Below are 13664 nucleotides of genomic sequence, written 5' to 3'. Positions count from 1 at the left end.
GCTGCTGGTCTCCGGCGGGCACACCCAGCTTCTGAGTGTCGAAGGCGTAGGCCGGATGACACGGCTTGGCTCCACGATTGACGATGCAGCCGGAGAGGCCTTCGACAAGTCGGCCAAGGTTCTGGGACTTGGCTTTCCGGGTGGTCCGGCGCTGGAAAAACTCGCGGCGCTGGCCACTGATCCGGGCCGGTTTTCCCTGCCGCGCATGCTCGCCCACGACAAGAGCTGCAATTTTTCGTTCGCAGGGCTCAAGACCGCCGTCCGGCGCAGCTTTGACGCACTTGAAGCCCCGGATGAGGCCGACCGCGCTGATCTCGCCGCCAGTGCGCAGGCAGCCATTGCGGCCCATCTTGCCGAGCGCACGGGACGCGCGCTTGATCTTTATGCGCAGGCGCATGATTCTGGCCGGGTGCTGGTCGCTGCGGGCGGCGTCGCGGCCAACCGGGCTGTGCGGGACGCGCTGACAGGCGAAGCGGAGGTGCGCGGTTTCCGCACCCTCTTTCCGCCACTGAAATACTGCACCGACAATGCAGCGATGATCGCGCTCGCGGGCGCTGAGCGTTTCCGGCTGGGCCTCACCGATCCGCTGGACACCGCCGCGCGGGCGCGCTGGCCGCTGGATTCCGGTGCCGCGAGCGAAGATCCCCTGCTAGGGTCGGGGGGGAAGGGGCCAAAGGCATGACGGCTAAACTCGGAATTATCGGGGCGGGGGCGTGGGGTACGGCGCTGGCACAGGCCGCTGCGCGCGCCGGAACGCCGGTAACGCTCTGGGCGTTCGAGCCGGAGCTTGTGGACGCCATCAACCAGACCCGCGAGAACCCGCTCTATCTCAAGGGCGTGACGCTGGACGCGAAAATCCGTGCAACCGGTGAGGCGGCTGATCTGGCCGATGCCGGCGCCTGGCTGGTGGTGACCCCGGCCCAGCACATGCGCAGCAGCCTTGCAGGCTTTGCCGCGCACCTGCGCCCCGGCACGCCTGTGGCGCTGTGTTCCAAGGGCATTGAGCGTGGTTCACTCAAGCTGATGAGCGAGGTGCTGGCCGAAACCCTGCCCGCTGCGATCCCGGCTGTGCTTTCAGGCCCTTCCTTCGCTGCAGATGTTGCGCGTGGCCTGCCGACTGCGGTCACTCTCGCCTGCAGCGACAGGATGGCGGGCGAAAAGCTGATCTCGATGATCGGCTCGGCCAGCTTCCGGCCCTATCTCGCTGATGACCTTGTGGGCGCGGAGATCGGCGGATCGGTCAAGAACGTGCTCGCCATCGCCGCCGGCATTGTCGAGGGCCGCGCGCTTGGCCGGTCAGCCCATGCCGCTCTCATCGCGCGCGGCTTTGCCGAAATGACGCGCCTGGCCGTGGCAATGGGCGCGCAGCGCGAAACGCTAGCCGGCCTGTGCGGTCTTGGAGACCTCGTCCTGACCTGCTCCTCGCCGCAATCGCGCAACATGTCGTGCGGGCTGGCGCTCGGGCGCGGCGAAGCGCTGGCCGACATCTTGGCGGCGCGCAATTCCGTCACCGAAGGGGTGGCCAGCGCTCCGGCGGTTTTCGAGCTTGCCGCGCGCCATGGTGTGGACATGCCGATCTGCGAGGCCGTGGCGGCCATCATCAGCGGCGCGTCAAGCGTCGACACGGCGATATCCGGCCTGCTGGCGCGCCCCTTCACCAGCGAAAGCGACTGAGATGACCGACATGCCGCCGCCGGGCATTGTGCTTGGCCGCCTTGATGCGCTTAGCAATCCGGGTGCCTTCCCTTCAGACTATGAGCCCTTGCCAATACTGCTGGTCCGAAAGGGCGAGGCGGCGTTTGCCTATGTGAATGTGTGCCCGCATCAGGGCCGGCCGCTCTGCCTGCCATCGGGCCGCACGCTGGTCAGCGAGGGCGCTTTCATCGTCTGCCCGTTTCACGGGGCGAGCTTTGCCATCGAAACGGGTGCCTGCACGGGCGGCCCTGCCGGCAAGGCGGGCCTGAAGCCGGTACCGGTCGAAGTCAGGGACGGCCAGATCATCACGATCTGACTGTCCCTTTCGACCGGTCGCTATTCGGCAGCTGCACCTTGCGCAAGTTCACGCAGTTCGGTCGAGGCAATGGCGATCTTGGAGAGCGTCCAGCCACCCGAAGCCGACAATTGCTCGATCAGCTGATCGGCACGGTCGACTTCATGGGCGTGGGTCACCTGCCAGGAGGAGACCAGTTCGGACGACCAGGTGTCGGAGGGCTCCTCGATACCGGCTTTGAGCTTGCCGCCTGCCGAATCCGCATAGCGCGTGATCGCGGTCGAGATCGCAAGCTGGCTGGCAAACAGGTCCTCACCAAGACGCCGGGTCGCGAGGCGGTCCCAGTGCTGGTCGGAGGTCAGGAGGCTGGCCGCGGTGCGCAGCGGATCAAAGCCGAAGCGGTCACCCACGCCATGATAGAGGCGCGCGGCCGCCGCCAGCGGCCACCCGGCCGCGCTGGCAAGGTCGATGATGTCGGTGGCCGGTACCAGCGGTTGCAGGAGCGCCACTTCTCCGGCGAGCTTGGCCGGCGCGCCTTCGTTCTCGAGGCGGGACTTTCGCCCGGCCACACCGGCACGCTCATGCGATGACAGCACGTCATCGCCCCAGCCGCGAAGCTGATCGGCTCCGTCGCGATAGCGGGCGATGAGGTCTCCCACCGGGGTTGCCTTGCCGGCCTCCTCGGCGCGGGCGCGCCGGGCAAGCCATACCGTCTGCTTGAAGAGCAGGCGGCGGACCTCTTCGTGCAGGCTGATCTGCGCGCTGGCGGGGATGCGGTTGTCGAGCGCGTTGATCTGCGCGGTCATCGTGTCGATGCGGAAAATCTCACGCGCCGCTGCAAACGCCCGCGCTATGGCGGAAATATCGGCCCCGCTGAGTTCCAGCGCCCGCTGGAGGAAGTCCGGCCCGCCATAATTCACGATGTCATTGGCCAGGCGGGTGGCGATGATCTCGCGTTTCAGGCGGTGGCCATACATGGCGTCGGCAAACTTGTGCAGTGCCTTGGGGAAGTAGGTGACCAGCGTGTCCTTGAAATGGGGATCGTCAGGCACGTCGCAGGCGACGATGCTGTCGAACAGGGCGATCTTCACATAGCTGGTGATGATGGCGATTTCCGGCCTCGTCAGGCCCTCATTCTGGTCCTTCAGCGAGCGGATGATCTCCGCGCCGGGAAGGCCTTCCACCGCACGGTCAAGGCGGCCTTCGGCTTCGAGGCGTTCCATCACGCGCTCGTGGACATCGAGGTCTTCGGCTGCGCGTTCGCGGGCGAGCGTGAGGGTCAGGGTCTGATCGTAATTGTGGCGCAGGACGTGATCGGCCACATCGTCCGTCATCGATTCCAGCAAGGTGTTGCGGTCATCGCGGCTCATATCCCCGGCCCGCATCATCGGGTTGAGGAGGATCTTGATATTGACCTCGTGGTCGGAGCTGTCGACACCGGCAGAGTTGTCGATGAAGTCGCCATTGACGCTTCCGCCCTTGCGGGCAAAGGCGATGCGGGCGGCCTGCGTCATGGCGAGGTTTGCCCCCTCGCCGACCACACAGGCCTTCATCTCCTCGGCGTCGACGCGTACCGCGTCGTTATTCTTGTCGCCGACCTCGTAATTCTGCTCGGAGGCTGCCTTCACATAGGTGCCAATGCCGCCAAACCAGAGAAGCTCGGTTTCAGCCTTGAGAAGGGCGTGCATGACCTCGTTCGGGGTCGCGCTCTTGCCCTCCAGGCCCGTCAGGGCACGGATTTCATCGTTGAGGGCGATGGATTTGCCCGAGCGCGAGAAAATGCCGCCGCCCTTCGAGATCAGCTTGGAATCGTAGTCCTGCCAGCTGGAGCGGTCCATCTCGAACAGGCGCTTTCGCTCCTTCCAGCACGCTTCGGTATCCTGCGGATCAGGGTCGATGAAGATGTCGCGGTGGTCGAAAGCTGCCAGCAGGCGGATTTTCTTCGACAGCAGCATGCCATTGCCGAACACGTCGCCCGACATGTCGCCGACACCGATGACGGTGAAGGGTTCGGACTGGATGTCCTTGCCGCGTTCGCGGAAATGGCGCTTGACCGATTCCCAGCCGCCGCGCGCGGTGATCGCCATCTTCTTGTGGTCATAGCCGGCTGAACCGCCCGACGCGAAGGCGTCCGCGAGCCAGAAATCGTATTCATCCGTCGCGACACCATTGGCGATGTCGGAGAAGGTCGCGGTGCCCTTGTCGGCAGCGACGACCAGATAGGGGTCCTCGCCATCCCAGCGCACCACCTTGTCCGGTGCCACGACCTTGCCGTCACCATCGAGATTGTCGGTGATGTCCAGAAGCCCGCGCAGGAAGGTGCGGTAGCTTTCCTTGCCTTCGGCCATGAAGGCTTCGCGATCGGACGATTTGGGCAGTTTCTTCGGATAGAAGCCGCCTTTGGAGCCGACAGGCACGATGACGGCGTTTTTCACCTGCTGGGCTTTCACAAGGCCCAGCACCTCGGTGCGGAAATCCTCGCGCCGGTCCGACCAGCGAAGGCCGCCGCGCGCAACCGGGCCAAAGCGCAAATGCACGCCTTCGACGCGCGGGCTCCAGACAAAGATTTCGCGGAAAGGCTTGGGCGCGGGCAGGTCTCGGATCTTGCGGCTGGCAATCTTCAGGGAGATCCAGGGTTTGGGCTTACCGTCCTTGCCGGTCTGGTAGAAATTGGTCCGCAGCGTGTACTTGATGAGCTTCACGAGGCGGCGCAGCGCCTTGTCGTGATCGAGGCTGGAAACAGCGTCGAGCTTGCCGCGAAGCTCGCGTTCCAGCGCATTGGCCTTCTCTTCGCGTTCCTTGTGGTCCAGCTCCAGCGACGGATCGAAGCGCAGGCGCGCAAACTCCAGAAGGCCGCGGGCAATTTCCGGATAGCCGGACAGCGCCTCTTCTTGGATGGACTGGGACGGATCAAGACCCGATTGCTGGCGGTAACGGGCGCAGGTGCGCAGGAAGGCCGCGTCGCGCCAGCTCACCCCGATGACGGGTACGAGTGTGTTGAAGCCGTCATCCTCGGTGCGGCTGTCAAGCACGGCGAGGACCGCATCCTCGAACAGGGGCGCGAGCGTTTCCAGCTCGGCAAACTCGCCCGACTTGGCCGCCACCTCGAACTCGTGAACCCAGAGCGTTTCGGATTCGGCGTCCTCACGGGCGCGCTGAACCGGATAGCCGGCCTCGGCCTCGACATGCAGGCCCAGGTTTTCCAGAACGGGCAGCACATCAGACAGCGCCAGCATGTGGCCATGGCTGTAGAGCTTTACCCGCAAATGCTGGTTGTCGTCGCCCGACAGGCGATAGACGCGCGCCGCGCGCGGATTGTCTGCGGAAAGCGGTTCAAGGCGTTCGATATCGGCCAGTGCGGAGGCCGGTTCGAAGCGCTCGCGATAACCGGCCGTATATCCGCCCAGATAGGTGCGGGCGGCACGCAGCAGGTCGGCGTCACCGGCGCGGCGCGCCTCGGCTTCCAGCTCGTCCTCCCAGGTACGGGCCAGTAGCGCGATCTCGCGCTCCAGCTCGGCCGGGTCGGGCTCCGGGTGGTTGAACGGGTCAAGGCCGATGATGAAATGGACGCGCGCCAGCGCGCCGTCACCGAACATCGGATAGAAGGCGGAAAGCCGGCCATTGAAGGCCTTGCGGATCAGCTCGCCAGCCTCGATCCGGACGCGCGTATTGTAGCGGTCACGCGGCACGAAGAGCAGGACCGATACAAAGCGGTCGAACTGGTCACGGCGCAGGAAGAGGCGCGTGCGCGGACGGTCGAACAGGTGCAAGATGCCCTGGCTGATCTTGAGAAGGTCTTCCTCGGACGTCTGGAACAGCTCGTCGCGGGGGTAGTTCTCCACAATGTGCTGAAGCTTCTTGGCCGAGTGCGAGCCCGGTGCCTTGCCGGCCTTGTCGAGCACGCGGCGCACCTTGCGCCGGATCAGGGGCACGTCGCGCGCCATCTGGTCATAGGCTTCGGCGGTAAAGAGGCCGACAAAACGGGTCTCGCCGACGACAGCGCCGTCATCGCGGTACCGCTTCACGCCGATATAATCCATGTAGACGCGCCGGTGGACGCGGCTCTTCATGTTGGCCTTGGCCACGATTACCGGGCTGGGTGCGCGCAGGAAGGATTCAATCGCCGGAACGATGACCAGCGGCTCGGACGAGCGGCGCAGGACCGTGCGTTCGGGATCGCGCAAAATGCCCCGCCCGCTATCTTTAAGGATTTCCGGTTCACGCGATTTCAGATTGCCTTCGCCATCGACGTCGAAGCCGTAGGCGCGGCAGCCGATAAAGGCGAAATGGTCGTCGCGCAGCCAGCTCAGGAAGGCGAGGGATTCCTCTACCTCCTCGCGCGGCGCACGGGTGTTGGCAGCTTTGAGGTGCTCCAGGCACTCATCCATGCGGGCGCGCATGTCGCGCCAGTCTTCCACCGCAGCGCGCACATCATTGAGGGTGGCGCGCACCTCGCCCTCCAGGGCTTCACGCGCAGCCTTGTCGAGCACATCGACATGCACCTGGATCATGGATTCGGCGATCACGCGCCCGTCCTTGCCCGAGCGCTGGCCGTCATCGTCGCGGCGCACCTGCAAGATGGGGTGGACCATGGCGAGCACGTCGAGGCCTTGCGAGGCAATCTCGCCCATCACCGAATCGACAAGGAAGGGGCGGTCCTGGCCCAGCACTTCGACAATGTCGCGGCCCAGAGGCTTGCCATCGGCGCCAAGACCCTCGCGCACCCGCACCATGATGCGATCGCTGGGGCGCTCTTTTGCAAACTCCCAAAAATCGGCGAACACGGTCAGCACGTCGGTCAGCGCGATGCCTTGCAGGTCATCGGCGAGGGAATCTTCCCAGACCTGTTCGGCAAAGCTCTCGGCTGCCTCGTCCATAGCGCCGAAGCGCGATTTCCAGAGCTTGCGGGCAGCTTTCAGGAACTCATCACGGCCAAAGGCGTGGGCGGAACTGACGACAGCGGTCATGCGCGGGGCGCTCCGTAACGGGGTGGCTGGCGCAAATGCCGGTCAGGGCTGCGCCGGGCAGGATTGTGCCAGCCTAGCCGCACGCCAGCGCCGTTCAAGCGGTGAACGCCACTGCCGCAAAGTGAACGCCAAGGCTGGACCAATTGGCGCGCGGTGTGGTTCGTTGCGAGGCTGAAAACAAGTCCTTTTTCTGCGGAGACCATCCAAGCCATGCCTCACATGCTCATCACCGGTGCCAATCGGGGCATCGGGCTCGAACACACACGCGTCCTGCTTTCGCGCGGCTGGCATGTCAGCGCAGCCTGCCGTGACCCGCAAAAGGCCGATGCGCTTCGCGCGCTCGATCCGGGCGATGGCCGGCTTTCCATACTGGAATACGATGCTGCCGATCCCGGTGCAGCAAAGGCGATTGCGGCCAAGGTAAAGGGCCCGATCGACATTCTCTTTGCCAATGCAGGCATGTTCGGCCCGCGTGAGCAGGGCTTTGGACAGACCGACTATGCGGGCATGGCGCAGATCGTTCAGGTGAATGCGTTCGCGGCGCTGGCGCTGGCGGAAACCTTCGCTGACCAGGTCGCAAAGTCCCAGCTGAAGGTGATTGCCCTGCAATCGAGCCGCATGGGGTCCATCACGGACAATACCAGCGGCGGCTATTACGCCTATCGCATGTCCAAGGCGGCGCTGAACGCGATAGGAAAATCGCTCAGCATCGATCTGAAGCCGAAAAACATCGTCACCCTGATCTTCCATCCCGGCTGGGTGAAGACCGATATGGGCGGGTCCGGCGGCACGCTGACCGTCAATGAATGCGTTGAAGGCCAGCTCGATCTCATCGCGCGCGCCAACCCGGCGATGAATGGCCGCTTCTTCCATGTCAGCGGCGAGGATCTCGACTGGTAGGAGAATGAGGCGGGCGCTGCCGGGCGGGGGACAGGAATGGCCCGGCAGCACCCTATCGGGTCTCTATGGCAGGCTGGGGACGCACATTGGAGACCCGCTTCTTTTTACGCAAAGACGGGTTTGCCGGATCAGGAAGCGGAACATCCGCCCCGGCTGACGGGTTTTCCCTGCAGTAGCGATGCAAGCAGGGAGACCGTCATGACTGACCGCAAGCCCCGGCCCGTGCCGACGCCCAAACCGGTGCCGCCATCTCAGCGGCGCCCGAAGAAGCCGCACTCTGAAGACACGCTCGACGAGGCGCTGGAGGAGAGCTTTCCCGCGTCTGATCCGCCGGCGCCGGCATCGCCGGAAAAGCGCAAGGCTGCTGACAAGCGCTGAAACGGGACGGTGGACGCAAAGCCGCGCGTCACACGTGTGACGGCAAGATACTCGGCCTTATGTCTTGGAAGGACATGGAGCGGGCGATGAGATTCGAACTCACGACCCTCACCTTGGCAAGGTGATGCTCTACCCCTGAGCTACGCCCGCTCATATGCGTCACCGGGGCTGGCCACGAAGGACCAGAGGGCGCGGTATATCGCGCATCGCTGACGCTTTGGCAAGCCTCCACTGCGGTGTTCTTTTCAGCTCTTGCACCGCAGCCGGTTTCAAGGGCAGGAAAGGGGCATGAACACGGCCCATCCAGAGATCGCCCGCACGCCTCTTCCTGCCAGCCGCGAGAGCCTGCTGGCCTGTCTGGAGAGGCTCGCCATTGCCACAACCACGCATGACCACCCGCCCGTGTTCACGGTGGCGGAGGGCGAGGACATCAAGGCGCGCCTGCCCGGCGGGCACACGAAAAACCTGTTCCTGAAGGACAAGAAGGGCCAGCTTGTCCTGATCTCGGCCCTGCAATCGACGCAGATCGAGCTGAAGCGGCTGCATGAACGGCTGGGTACCGGGCGGCTCTCCTTCGGCTCGCCGGACCGGTTACTGGAAGCCCTTGGCGTCACGCCGGGCTCGGTGACGGGCTTTGCCCTCATCAATGACCGCGAAGGCAAGGTCCGCTACATCCTCGATGCCGCCCTGATGGAATACGAGGTGCTGAACTTCCATCCCTTGCGCAATGACGCCACGACGGCGATCTCGCGCGACGGCTTTGTTGCCTTCCTGTCGGCGCTGGGGCGCGAGCCGGAAATCATGGATTTCAGCACGACCGCCTGACGCGCTACTTGCAGTCAGGCCCTTGCCGGTCCACCTAGGTGGCAATCGTTCGAACCGGCCCGGCCCGCCCTTGCGGGCAGGGTTTCATGTATCAGGGGTTTCCCATGCAGATTTTCGGCAACCAGCCCGGCTCACCCGCACCCGCGGCGCCCGCCTCCCATGTGAAGGACAGCACGGATGGGAGCTTCATGGCCGATGTCGTCGAGGTCTCCAAATCCGTGCCGGTTCTGGTCGATTTCTGGGCGCCCTGGTGCGGTCCGTGCCGCCAGCTCGGCCCTGTCATCGAGAAGGCCGTCAATGCGGCCGGCGGCAAGGTGAAGCTGGTCAAGATCAATATCGACGAAAACCCGCAAGTGGCCGGGCAGCTTCGCATCCAGTCCATTCCGGCCGTGCTCGCCTTTGTAAACGGCCAGCCGGTTGACGGTTTCATGGGCGCGCTGCCGGAAAGCCAGGTGAATGATTTCATCCGCCGGGTGTCTGGCGAAACCGACACGGCTGCGCTGGAAGATACGCTGGAGCGCGCCGAGGCAGCGCTGGCAGACGGCGATGCGGGCGGTGCTGCGCAGGACTTTGCCGCCGTCCTGCAGGCCGATCCGAAAAACGCCCGCGCCATTGCCGGGCTTGCCCGTGTCTATCTGTCTCAGGGCGACCGGGAAGGCGCCGGGGAAATCCTCGCCCAGGTGCCGCCTGCGCTCGCCGCTGATCCCGCCATTGCCGGGGTGCGCGCTGCCATGGAACTGGCAAGCGAGGGCGAAGACGCCGGTGACCCTGCGGACGCATGGCGCGCACTGGAAGCGGCAGGCGGCAGGGGTGCAAGTGAACGCTACACGCTTGCCCGTGCGCTGATTGGCGCCGGTGACCTTGAGGGCGCGGCGAGCCAGCTTCTCGACAGCATTGCCGAGGATCGCGAGTGGAATGAGGGTGCAGCCCGTCAATTGCTGCTGCGTGTGTTCGATGCCGCCGGTCAGGGCTCCGACCTGACGAAGGCTGGCCGCAAGCGCCTTTCCTCCATCCTGTTTTCATAGGCTGGCAGCGCGGCGCGTCCGCACTAGGTTTTCTCTCAAGGCATGATGCAAATGCCAGGAGTTCAGACCGATGACTGCCCACCCGGCCCTGCCCGAAACCCTGCCGCTCTTTCCGATACGCGGCTGCATCCTCTTGCCCGGAGAGGCGTTGCCGCTCAACGTGTTCGAGCCGCGCTATCTCAACATGGTCGATGATGCCATGGCCGGAAACGGGTTTCTGGGCATGATCCAGCCCCGGGGTTCCGGCCCGGCCGACCGGCCTGATCTGGAACGGGTCGGCACGGCAGGGCGGATCGCGAAGTATTCGGAGACCGGCGACGGGCGCTATCTGATCGTGGTGGTGGGCCTCTCCCGCTTCACCCTTGCTGGCGAGCCGAACCTGAAGACCCCCTACCGGGTGGGGCGGGCGGACTATTCCGGGTTCGAGACGGATATTGCCGGTCCCGAAGCCGACAGCCAGCCGCAAGGCAGGGAGGCGTTTCTGACCCTGCTGAAGCGCTTTTTTGCCCATGCCGGTATCGAGGCGGACTGGGATTCGGTGGCTGGCGCGCCGATCGCCGCGATCGTCAACAAGGTCGCCATGGCGGCGCCGTTCGACGGGGCTGCCAAGCAGGCGCTATTGCAGACAAAGCACATCGAAACCCGCCGGGCGCTCCTGCAAAGCCTTATGGAAGCGGCGCTGGAGCCGGGTATGCAGGGCCCGCAAGACGGTAATGGTGGCAACAGCCTCCACTAGGTCCAGCAGGCTTGCGCCGCAGCCGGGCCATGGCCTAAACATTTGGCCCATGAGCACTGAAACCCCTTCCGAGACGGCCAATCCGCGACGGTCCGCCCATGTGGATCCGAAGCTTCTGGAAATCCTTGTCTGCCCGGTCACCCGTTCGACGCTGGAATATGACCGTGAGGCTGCCGAGCTGATCTCGCGCGCTGCAGGCCTTGCCTATCCGGTGCGCGAAGGTGTGCCGGTCATGTTGCCTGAAGAGGCGCGCCGGCTGGATGGCTGATGCCGGTTCCCCGTCCTGGCCGGTGCGGCTGGCCTTCCAGGCCCGCGCGCGCAGGCTTTCGATAGCGTTCGATGACGGGGCGCAGCTTTACATTCCCTTTGCGGTGTTGCGGCGTGAAAGCCCCTCTGCCGAGGTACAGGGGCATGGTACTGGCGAGAAGCGGGCCGTGCCGCACGCCGATCATGTACAGGTAACCGCCGCCGAACCGGTCGGGCGCTATGCCGTTCGGCTGGTCTTTGATGATGGCCATGATAGCGGCATCTATTCATGGCGCTATCTGCGCCAGCTCGGTGAAGCCTGCATGCCAGCCCCGCAAGGCTGACAGGCAATCACCATTCCGGGGGAAAGCATGAAAACCATAGCATTTTTCGTTTCGGCCGCCCTGATTGTCCTGTGCAGCGGGCCGGGCGCTTTCGCCCGCCAGGAAGTCATCGAGCGTATTGACGGGCCGGGCCTGCGAACCCTCGTCACCGGGCTGGGCCACGAGATTACGCAGGACGCTGTCACCGATGAGGGCCAGCCCTTTCTCACCGCGCGCGCCGGAACGCTGAACTATATGGTGGCGGGCACGGCCTGCACCGAAGGCCAATGTCAGGGCATGCTGACCGAGCTGCTCTTTACCGGGACCGAGGCAACGGCGGAAACGGCCAACGCCATCAATGAAAGCTATGCCGCGATCAAGATGACGGTGCTGGAGAACGGCAATGTGGTGGTGTCGCGTTATGACGTCATCAATGGCGGAACCACGGCCGGTGCGCTTGCAACTTCGATAACGACCTTGCTGGAGATCACGGCGCGGCTGATCTCCGAACCGGCGGCCGAAGAGTAATCATCGCTCAGGACGCTGTGTTCGCCTCTTTGGCGGGAGCGGCGGGTGCCGCCGGGCTGGCCTGGATATGGGCCAGCAAGCCCTGCAATTCCTGCAGCTTGGCCGGTCCGGTCTCGGCCCGGGCCTCATTGCGCCCCATCTCGGAAGACAAAAGCCGCATGGCACGCGCCTGCGCGTCCTGACGGCAGCGGCCAACGGGCAGGATGTCCTGCGCGGCGAGGCGCAAGAGGCCTGCGGCCCGGTCGAGGGCGGGTTGGGCGGACGCAGCTATCCGGTCAAACAGCGTGTTCTCGTGGATGATCATCATGCCGAGCTGGTCGAAGACCTCGCTCATCTCGGCCTTGGCTGTTTCCGGGAAGGTGCCTTTCAGGGCGCGTTTTTGCAGGGCGGTGAGCTGGGCCAGCCGTTCAAAGGGCTGACCCGGTCCCTTTACGAACCAGCTTGCCGATTTCTGCCCGGTCAGTTTCGCACGGACATAGCTTGCCAGCTTGGCCTTGTTCTGTTCGCCAACGAGATTGTCCTCCATCGACAGGAGGCGGGCGATTTCCTCAGCGGGCGACGCCGCCCCTGCCAGCGCTTCCTCGATCGATTCCGGAGACAGCAGGCGCGCAGAGCGCACGGTGAAGGCTTCCACCAGCGATTGCGGGTTCAGGTCCCGACCTGACGCCGCGATCAGGCGCTGGGCGAGGGAGCGCGACAGGGCGATCTCGTTGAACACGCTATCGGGCTTGAAACGTTTGGGCTGGCGCAAGGCACCCAGAATGCGGCGCGCTATCTCGCTCTTGCTGTCAGGCAGGTCTCCGGCGCCAAACTTGGAGGCAAGCCGGCGCGCATTGTCGGGCGCCCCTGTCATGCTGGGATGGGTCTGGGCGCCAGCAAAAACGCTGGTCAGGCGCTCGACCTGCCCGCCCAGATCGCGGGTCTGGCCGATGATCTGGTTCAGTGCCCGGTCGAAGGACAGCATTTCGGCGAGGAAGGCATCGGCCTGTCTTGCCGCGAAATCGCGAGCTTCAGGGTCTTCGGGCAGGTCATCATGAAAGTCGAGCAGCATCTCGGCCTTGCGGGCCATGCCCGAAGCATTGGCCAGACGGTCGGCAATGGCCCGGCGCAGGCGCGTCTCGGCGCTGCCTTCGGCGTATATCTTCTCGGTCAGCTCGCGGAAGCTGGCATTCTTCGGGTCGGGCTGCTTGCGTTTGGCGTCCTTGCGGGCCTTTTCAATGCCCTTTTCGACCAGATCGGTCAGCAGGCGCACATAGGCGTGCACCGATGCATCAGAGCCTTGCGAGCGGGCAATCGCCACCTTCTGGATGGCGTGTTGCAGATCGCTTTCGCAGGCATCAAGCGCCTCGATCATGTCAGGCCGGTAGAGCAGCTCCAGCGGGCACACCTCCTGGCGTTCGAGCCAGGGCGAGAGCACGCGCCGCACCGTGTCGCGGGCCGCAGGTCCGGCAAGGTCTTCCGGCGTCACGCACGGCAGCGTCGCCTCGCCGGTCTTCTCCTTGGGGACGCTGAACCGCTCTGCGCCCACCTCGTGAATGGTGACGGAGCTGAAAGTGCCGGTATCGTCATTCCATGTTTCGCGCGAGACGCGGGCCGAACCCCGCGGCGCCTTGTCGATCAGCTTGTCGGCCAGCGTTATGGCATCGCTGCGCTCCTTGAGCGCCTCTATCAGCACCCATTCCGCCTTGGGGTGCTTCTTGAGGAAGACCTCGAAATGAATCTTGCCGGTGGCCATGGCCGCAGACG

At 64.6% G+C, this 13664-nt stretch carries 13 protein-coding genes and 1 tRNA gene; 11 read left to right on the top strand and 3 right to left on the bottom strand.

Annotated features, from left to right (window positions below):
- The 3 genes from ACTS2Z_RS10705 to ACTS2Z_RS10695 form a co-directional block, all read left to right on the top strand.
- On the top strand, nucleotides 1–682 hold a 682-nt coding region (locus tag ACTS2Z_RS10705; protein WP_442573197.1), incomplete at its 5' end, for a tRNA (adenosine(37)-N6)-threonylcarbamoyltransferase complex transferase subunit TsaD.
- Entirely contained in the window at nucleotides 679–1674 is a 996-nt protein-coding gene (locus ACTS2Z_RS10700; RefSeq protein ID WP_442573196.1) for an NAD(P)H-dependent glycerol-3-phosphate dehydrogenase, read from the top strand. The genes ACTS2Z_RS10705 and ACTS2Z_RS10700, both read left to right, overlap by 4 nt.
- Nucleotide 1675: 1 nt before the next feature.
- A complete protein-coding gene (locus ACTS2Z_RS10695) occupies nucleotides 1676–2011 on the top strand; it encodes a Rieske (2Fe-2S) protein (RefSeq protein ID WP_442573195.1) in 336 nt (111 codons plus the stop codon).
- Between the two features lie 20 nt (nucleotides 2012–2031).
- Here ACTS2Z_RS10695 and ACTS2Z_RS10690 read toward each other — a convergent pair whose 3' ends face one another.
- Entirely contained in the window at nucleotides 2032–6957 is a 4926-nt protein-coding gene (locus ACTS2Z_RS10690) for an NAD-glutamate dehydrogenase (RefSeq protein WP_442573194.1), read from the bottom strand.
- A 210-nt stretch (nucleotides 6958–7167) separates the two neighbouring features.
- On the opposite strand from ACTS2Z_RS10690, the gene ACTS2Z_RS10685 reads away from it, so the two are divergent.
- Entirely contained in the window at nucleotides 7168–7857 is a 690-nt protein-coding gene (locus tag ACTS2Z_RS10685) for an SDR family oxidoreductase (RefSeq protein ID WP_442573193.1), read from the top strand.
- A 198-nt stretch (nucleotides 7858–8055) separates the two neighbouring features.
- On the top strand, nucleotides 8056–8235 hold the full coding sequence (locus ACTS2Z_RS10680; protein WP_442573192.1) for a hypothetical protein: 180 nt from the start codon (nucleotides 8056–8058) through the stop codon (nucleotides 8233–8235).
- A gap of 75 nt (nucleotides 8236–8310) precedes the next feature.
- On the opposite strand, the gene ACTS2Z_RS10675 is transcribed toward ACTS2Z_RS10680, so the two are convergent.
- Nucleotides 8311–8385 (bottom strand) — tRNA-Gly (locus tag ACTS2Z_RS10675).
- A gap of 138 nt (nucleotides 8386–8523) precedes the next feature.
- Here ACTS2Z_RS10675 and ACTS2Z_RS10670 point away from each other — a divergent pair.
- The 6 genes from ACTS2Z_RS10670 (at nucleotide 8524) to ACTS2Z_RS10645 (ending at nucleotide 11918) form a co-directional block, all read left to right on the top strand.
- Nucleotides 8524–9060: a prolyl-tRNA synthetase associated domain-containing protein gene (locus ACTS2Z_RS10670; protein WP_442573191.1), complete on the top strand. Its 537-nt coding sequence runs from the start codon at nucleotides 8524–8526 to the stop codon at nucleotides 9058–9060.
- 104 nt (nucleotides 9061–9164) lie between these two features.
- Entirely contained in the window at nucleotides 9165–10085 is a 921-nt protein-coding gene (trxA, locus tag ACTS2Z_RS10665; RefSeq protein ID WP_442573190.1) for a thioredoxin, read from the top strand.
- Nucleotides 10086–10155: 70 nt separating this feature from the next.
- Nucleotides 10156–10821, top strand: coding sequence for an LON peptidase substrate-binding domain-containing protein (locus tag ACTS2Z_RS10660; RefSeq protein WP_442573189.1), 666 nt, complete (start codon nucleotides 10156–10158; stop codon nucleotides 10819–10821).
- A 49-nt stretch (nucleotides 10822–10870) separates the two neighbouring features.
- Nucleotides 10871–11089 (top strand): Trm112 family protein, encoded by a 219-nt coding sequence (locus ACTS2Z_RS10655; RefSeq protein ID WP_442573188.1) that lies wholly within the window; start codon nucleotides 10871–10873, stop codon nucleotides 11087–11089.
- Complete coding sequence (locus tag ACTS2Z_RS10650) at nucleotides 11082–11411, top strand: gamma-butyrobetaine hydroxylase-like domain-containing protein (protein WP_442573187.1); 330 nt, start codon at nucleotides 11082–11084, stop codon at nucleotides 11409–11411. Before ACTS2Z_RS10655 ends, ACTS2Z_RS10650 begins: the two co-directional genes overlap by 8 nt.
- Nucleotides 11412–11438: 27 nt before the next feature.
- Nucleotides 11439–11918, top strand: coding sequence for a YbjN domain-containing protein (locus tag ACTS2Z_RS10645; RefSeq protein ID WP_442573186.1), 480 nt, complete (start codon nucleotides 11439–11441; stop codon nucleotides 11916–11918).
- Between the two features lie 7 nt (nucleotides 11919–11925).
- On the opposite strand, the gene ACTS2Z_RS10640 is transcribed toward ACTS2Z_RS10645, so the two are convergent.
- Nucleotides 11926–13664 (bottom strand): hypothetical protein (locus tag ACTS2Z_RS10640; protein WP_442573185.1); only part of this gene is annotated, 1739 nt, incomplete at its 5' end.

Origin of the sequence: Glycocaulis sp. (assembly GCF_052168375.1) — a bacterium.
Taxonomy (GTDB): Bacteria; Pseudomonadota; Alphaproteobacteria; order Caulobacterales; family Maricaulaceae; genus Glycocaulis.
The sequence above is the reverse complement of the archived record's forward strand: the minus strand, read 5'-3'. Positions and strand labels throughout refer to the sequence as shown.

Coding starts and splice junctions, on each gene's coding strand:
- ACTS2Z_RS10645 (WP_442573186.1), top strand. CDS start 11,439: ATGAAAACCATAGCATTTTTCGTTTCGGCCGCCCTGATTGTCCTGTGC.
- trxA (WP_442573190.1), top strand. CDS start 9,165: ATGCAGATTTTCGGCAACCAGCCCGGCTCACCCGCACCCGCGGCGCCC.
- ACTS2Z_RS10670 (WP_442573191.1), top strand. CDS start 8,524: ATGAACACGGCCCATCCAGAGATCGCCCGCACGCCTCTTCCTGCCAGC.
- ACTS2Z_RS10695 (WP_442573195.1), top strand. CDS start 1,676: ATGACCGACATGCCGCCGCCGGGCATTGTGCTTGGCCGCCTTGATGCG.
- ACTS2Z_RS10690 (WP_442573194.1), bottom strand. CDS start 6,957: ATGACCGCTGTCGTCAGTTCCGCCCACGCCTTTGGCCGTGATGAGTTC.
- ACTS2Z_RS10650 (WP_442573187.1), top strand. CDS start 11,082: ATGGCTGATGCCGGTTCCCCGTCCTGGCCGGTGCGGCTGGCCTTCCAG.
- ACTS2Z_RS10700 (WP_442573196.1), top strand. CDS start 679: ATGACGGCTAAACTCGGAATTATCGGGGCGGGGGCGTGGGGTACGGCG.
- ACTS2Z_RS10685 (WP_442573193.1), top strand. CDS start 7,168: ATGCCTCACATGCTCATCACCGGTGCCAATCGGGGCATCGGGCTCGAA.
- ACTS2Z_RS10655 (WP_442573188.1), top strand. CDS start 10,871: ATGAGCACTGAAACCCCTTCCGAGACGGCCAATCCGCGACGGTCCGCC.
- ACTS2Z_RS10680 (WP_442573192.1), top strand. CDS start 8,056: ATGACTGACCGCAAGCCCCGGCCCGTGCCGACGCCCAAACCGGTGCCG.
- ACTS2Z_RS10660 (WP_442573189.1), top strand. CDS start 10,156: ATGACTGCCCACCCGGCCCTGCCCGAAACCCTGCCGCTCTTTCCGATA.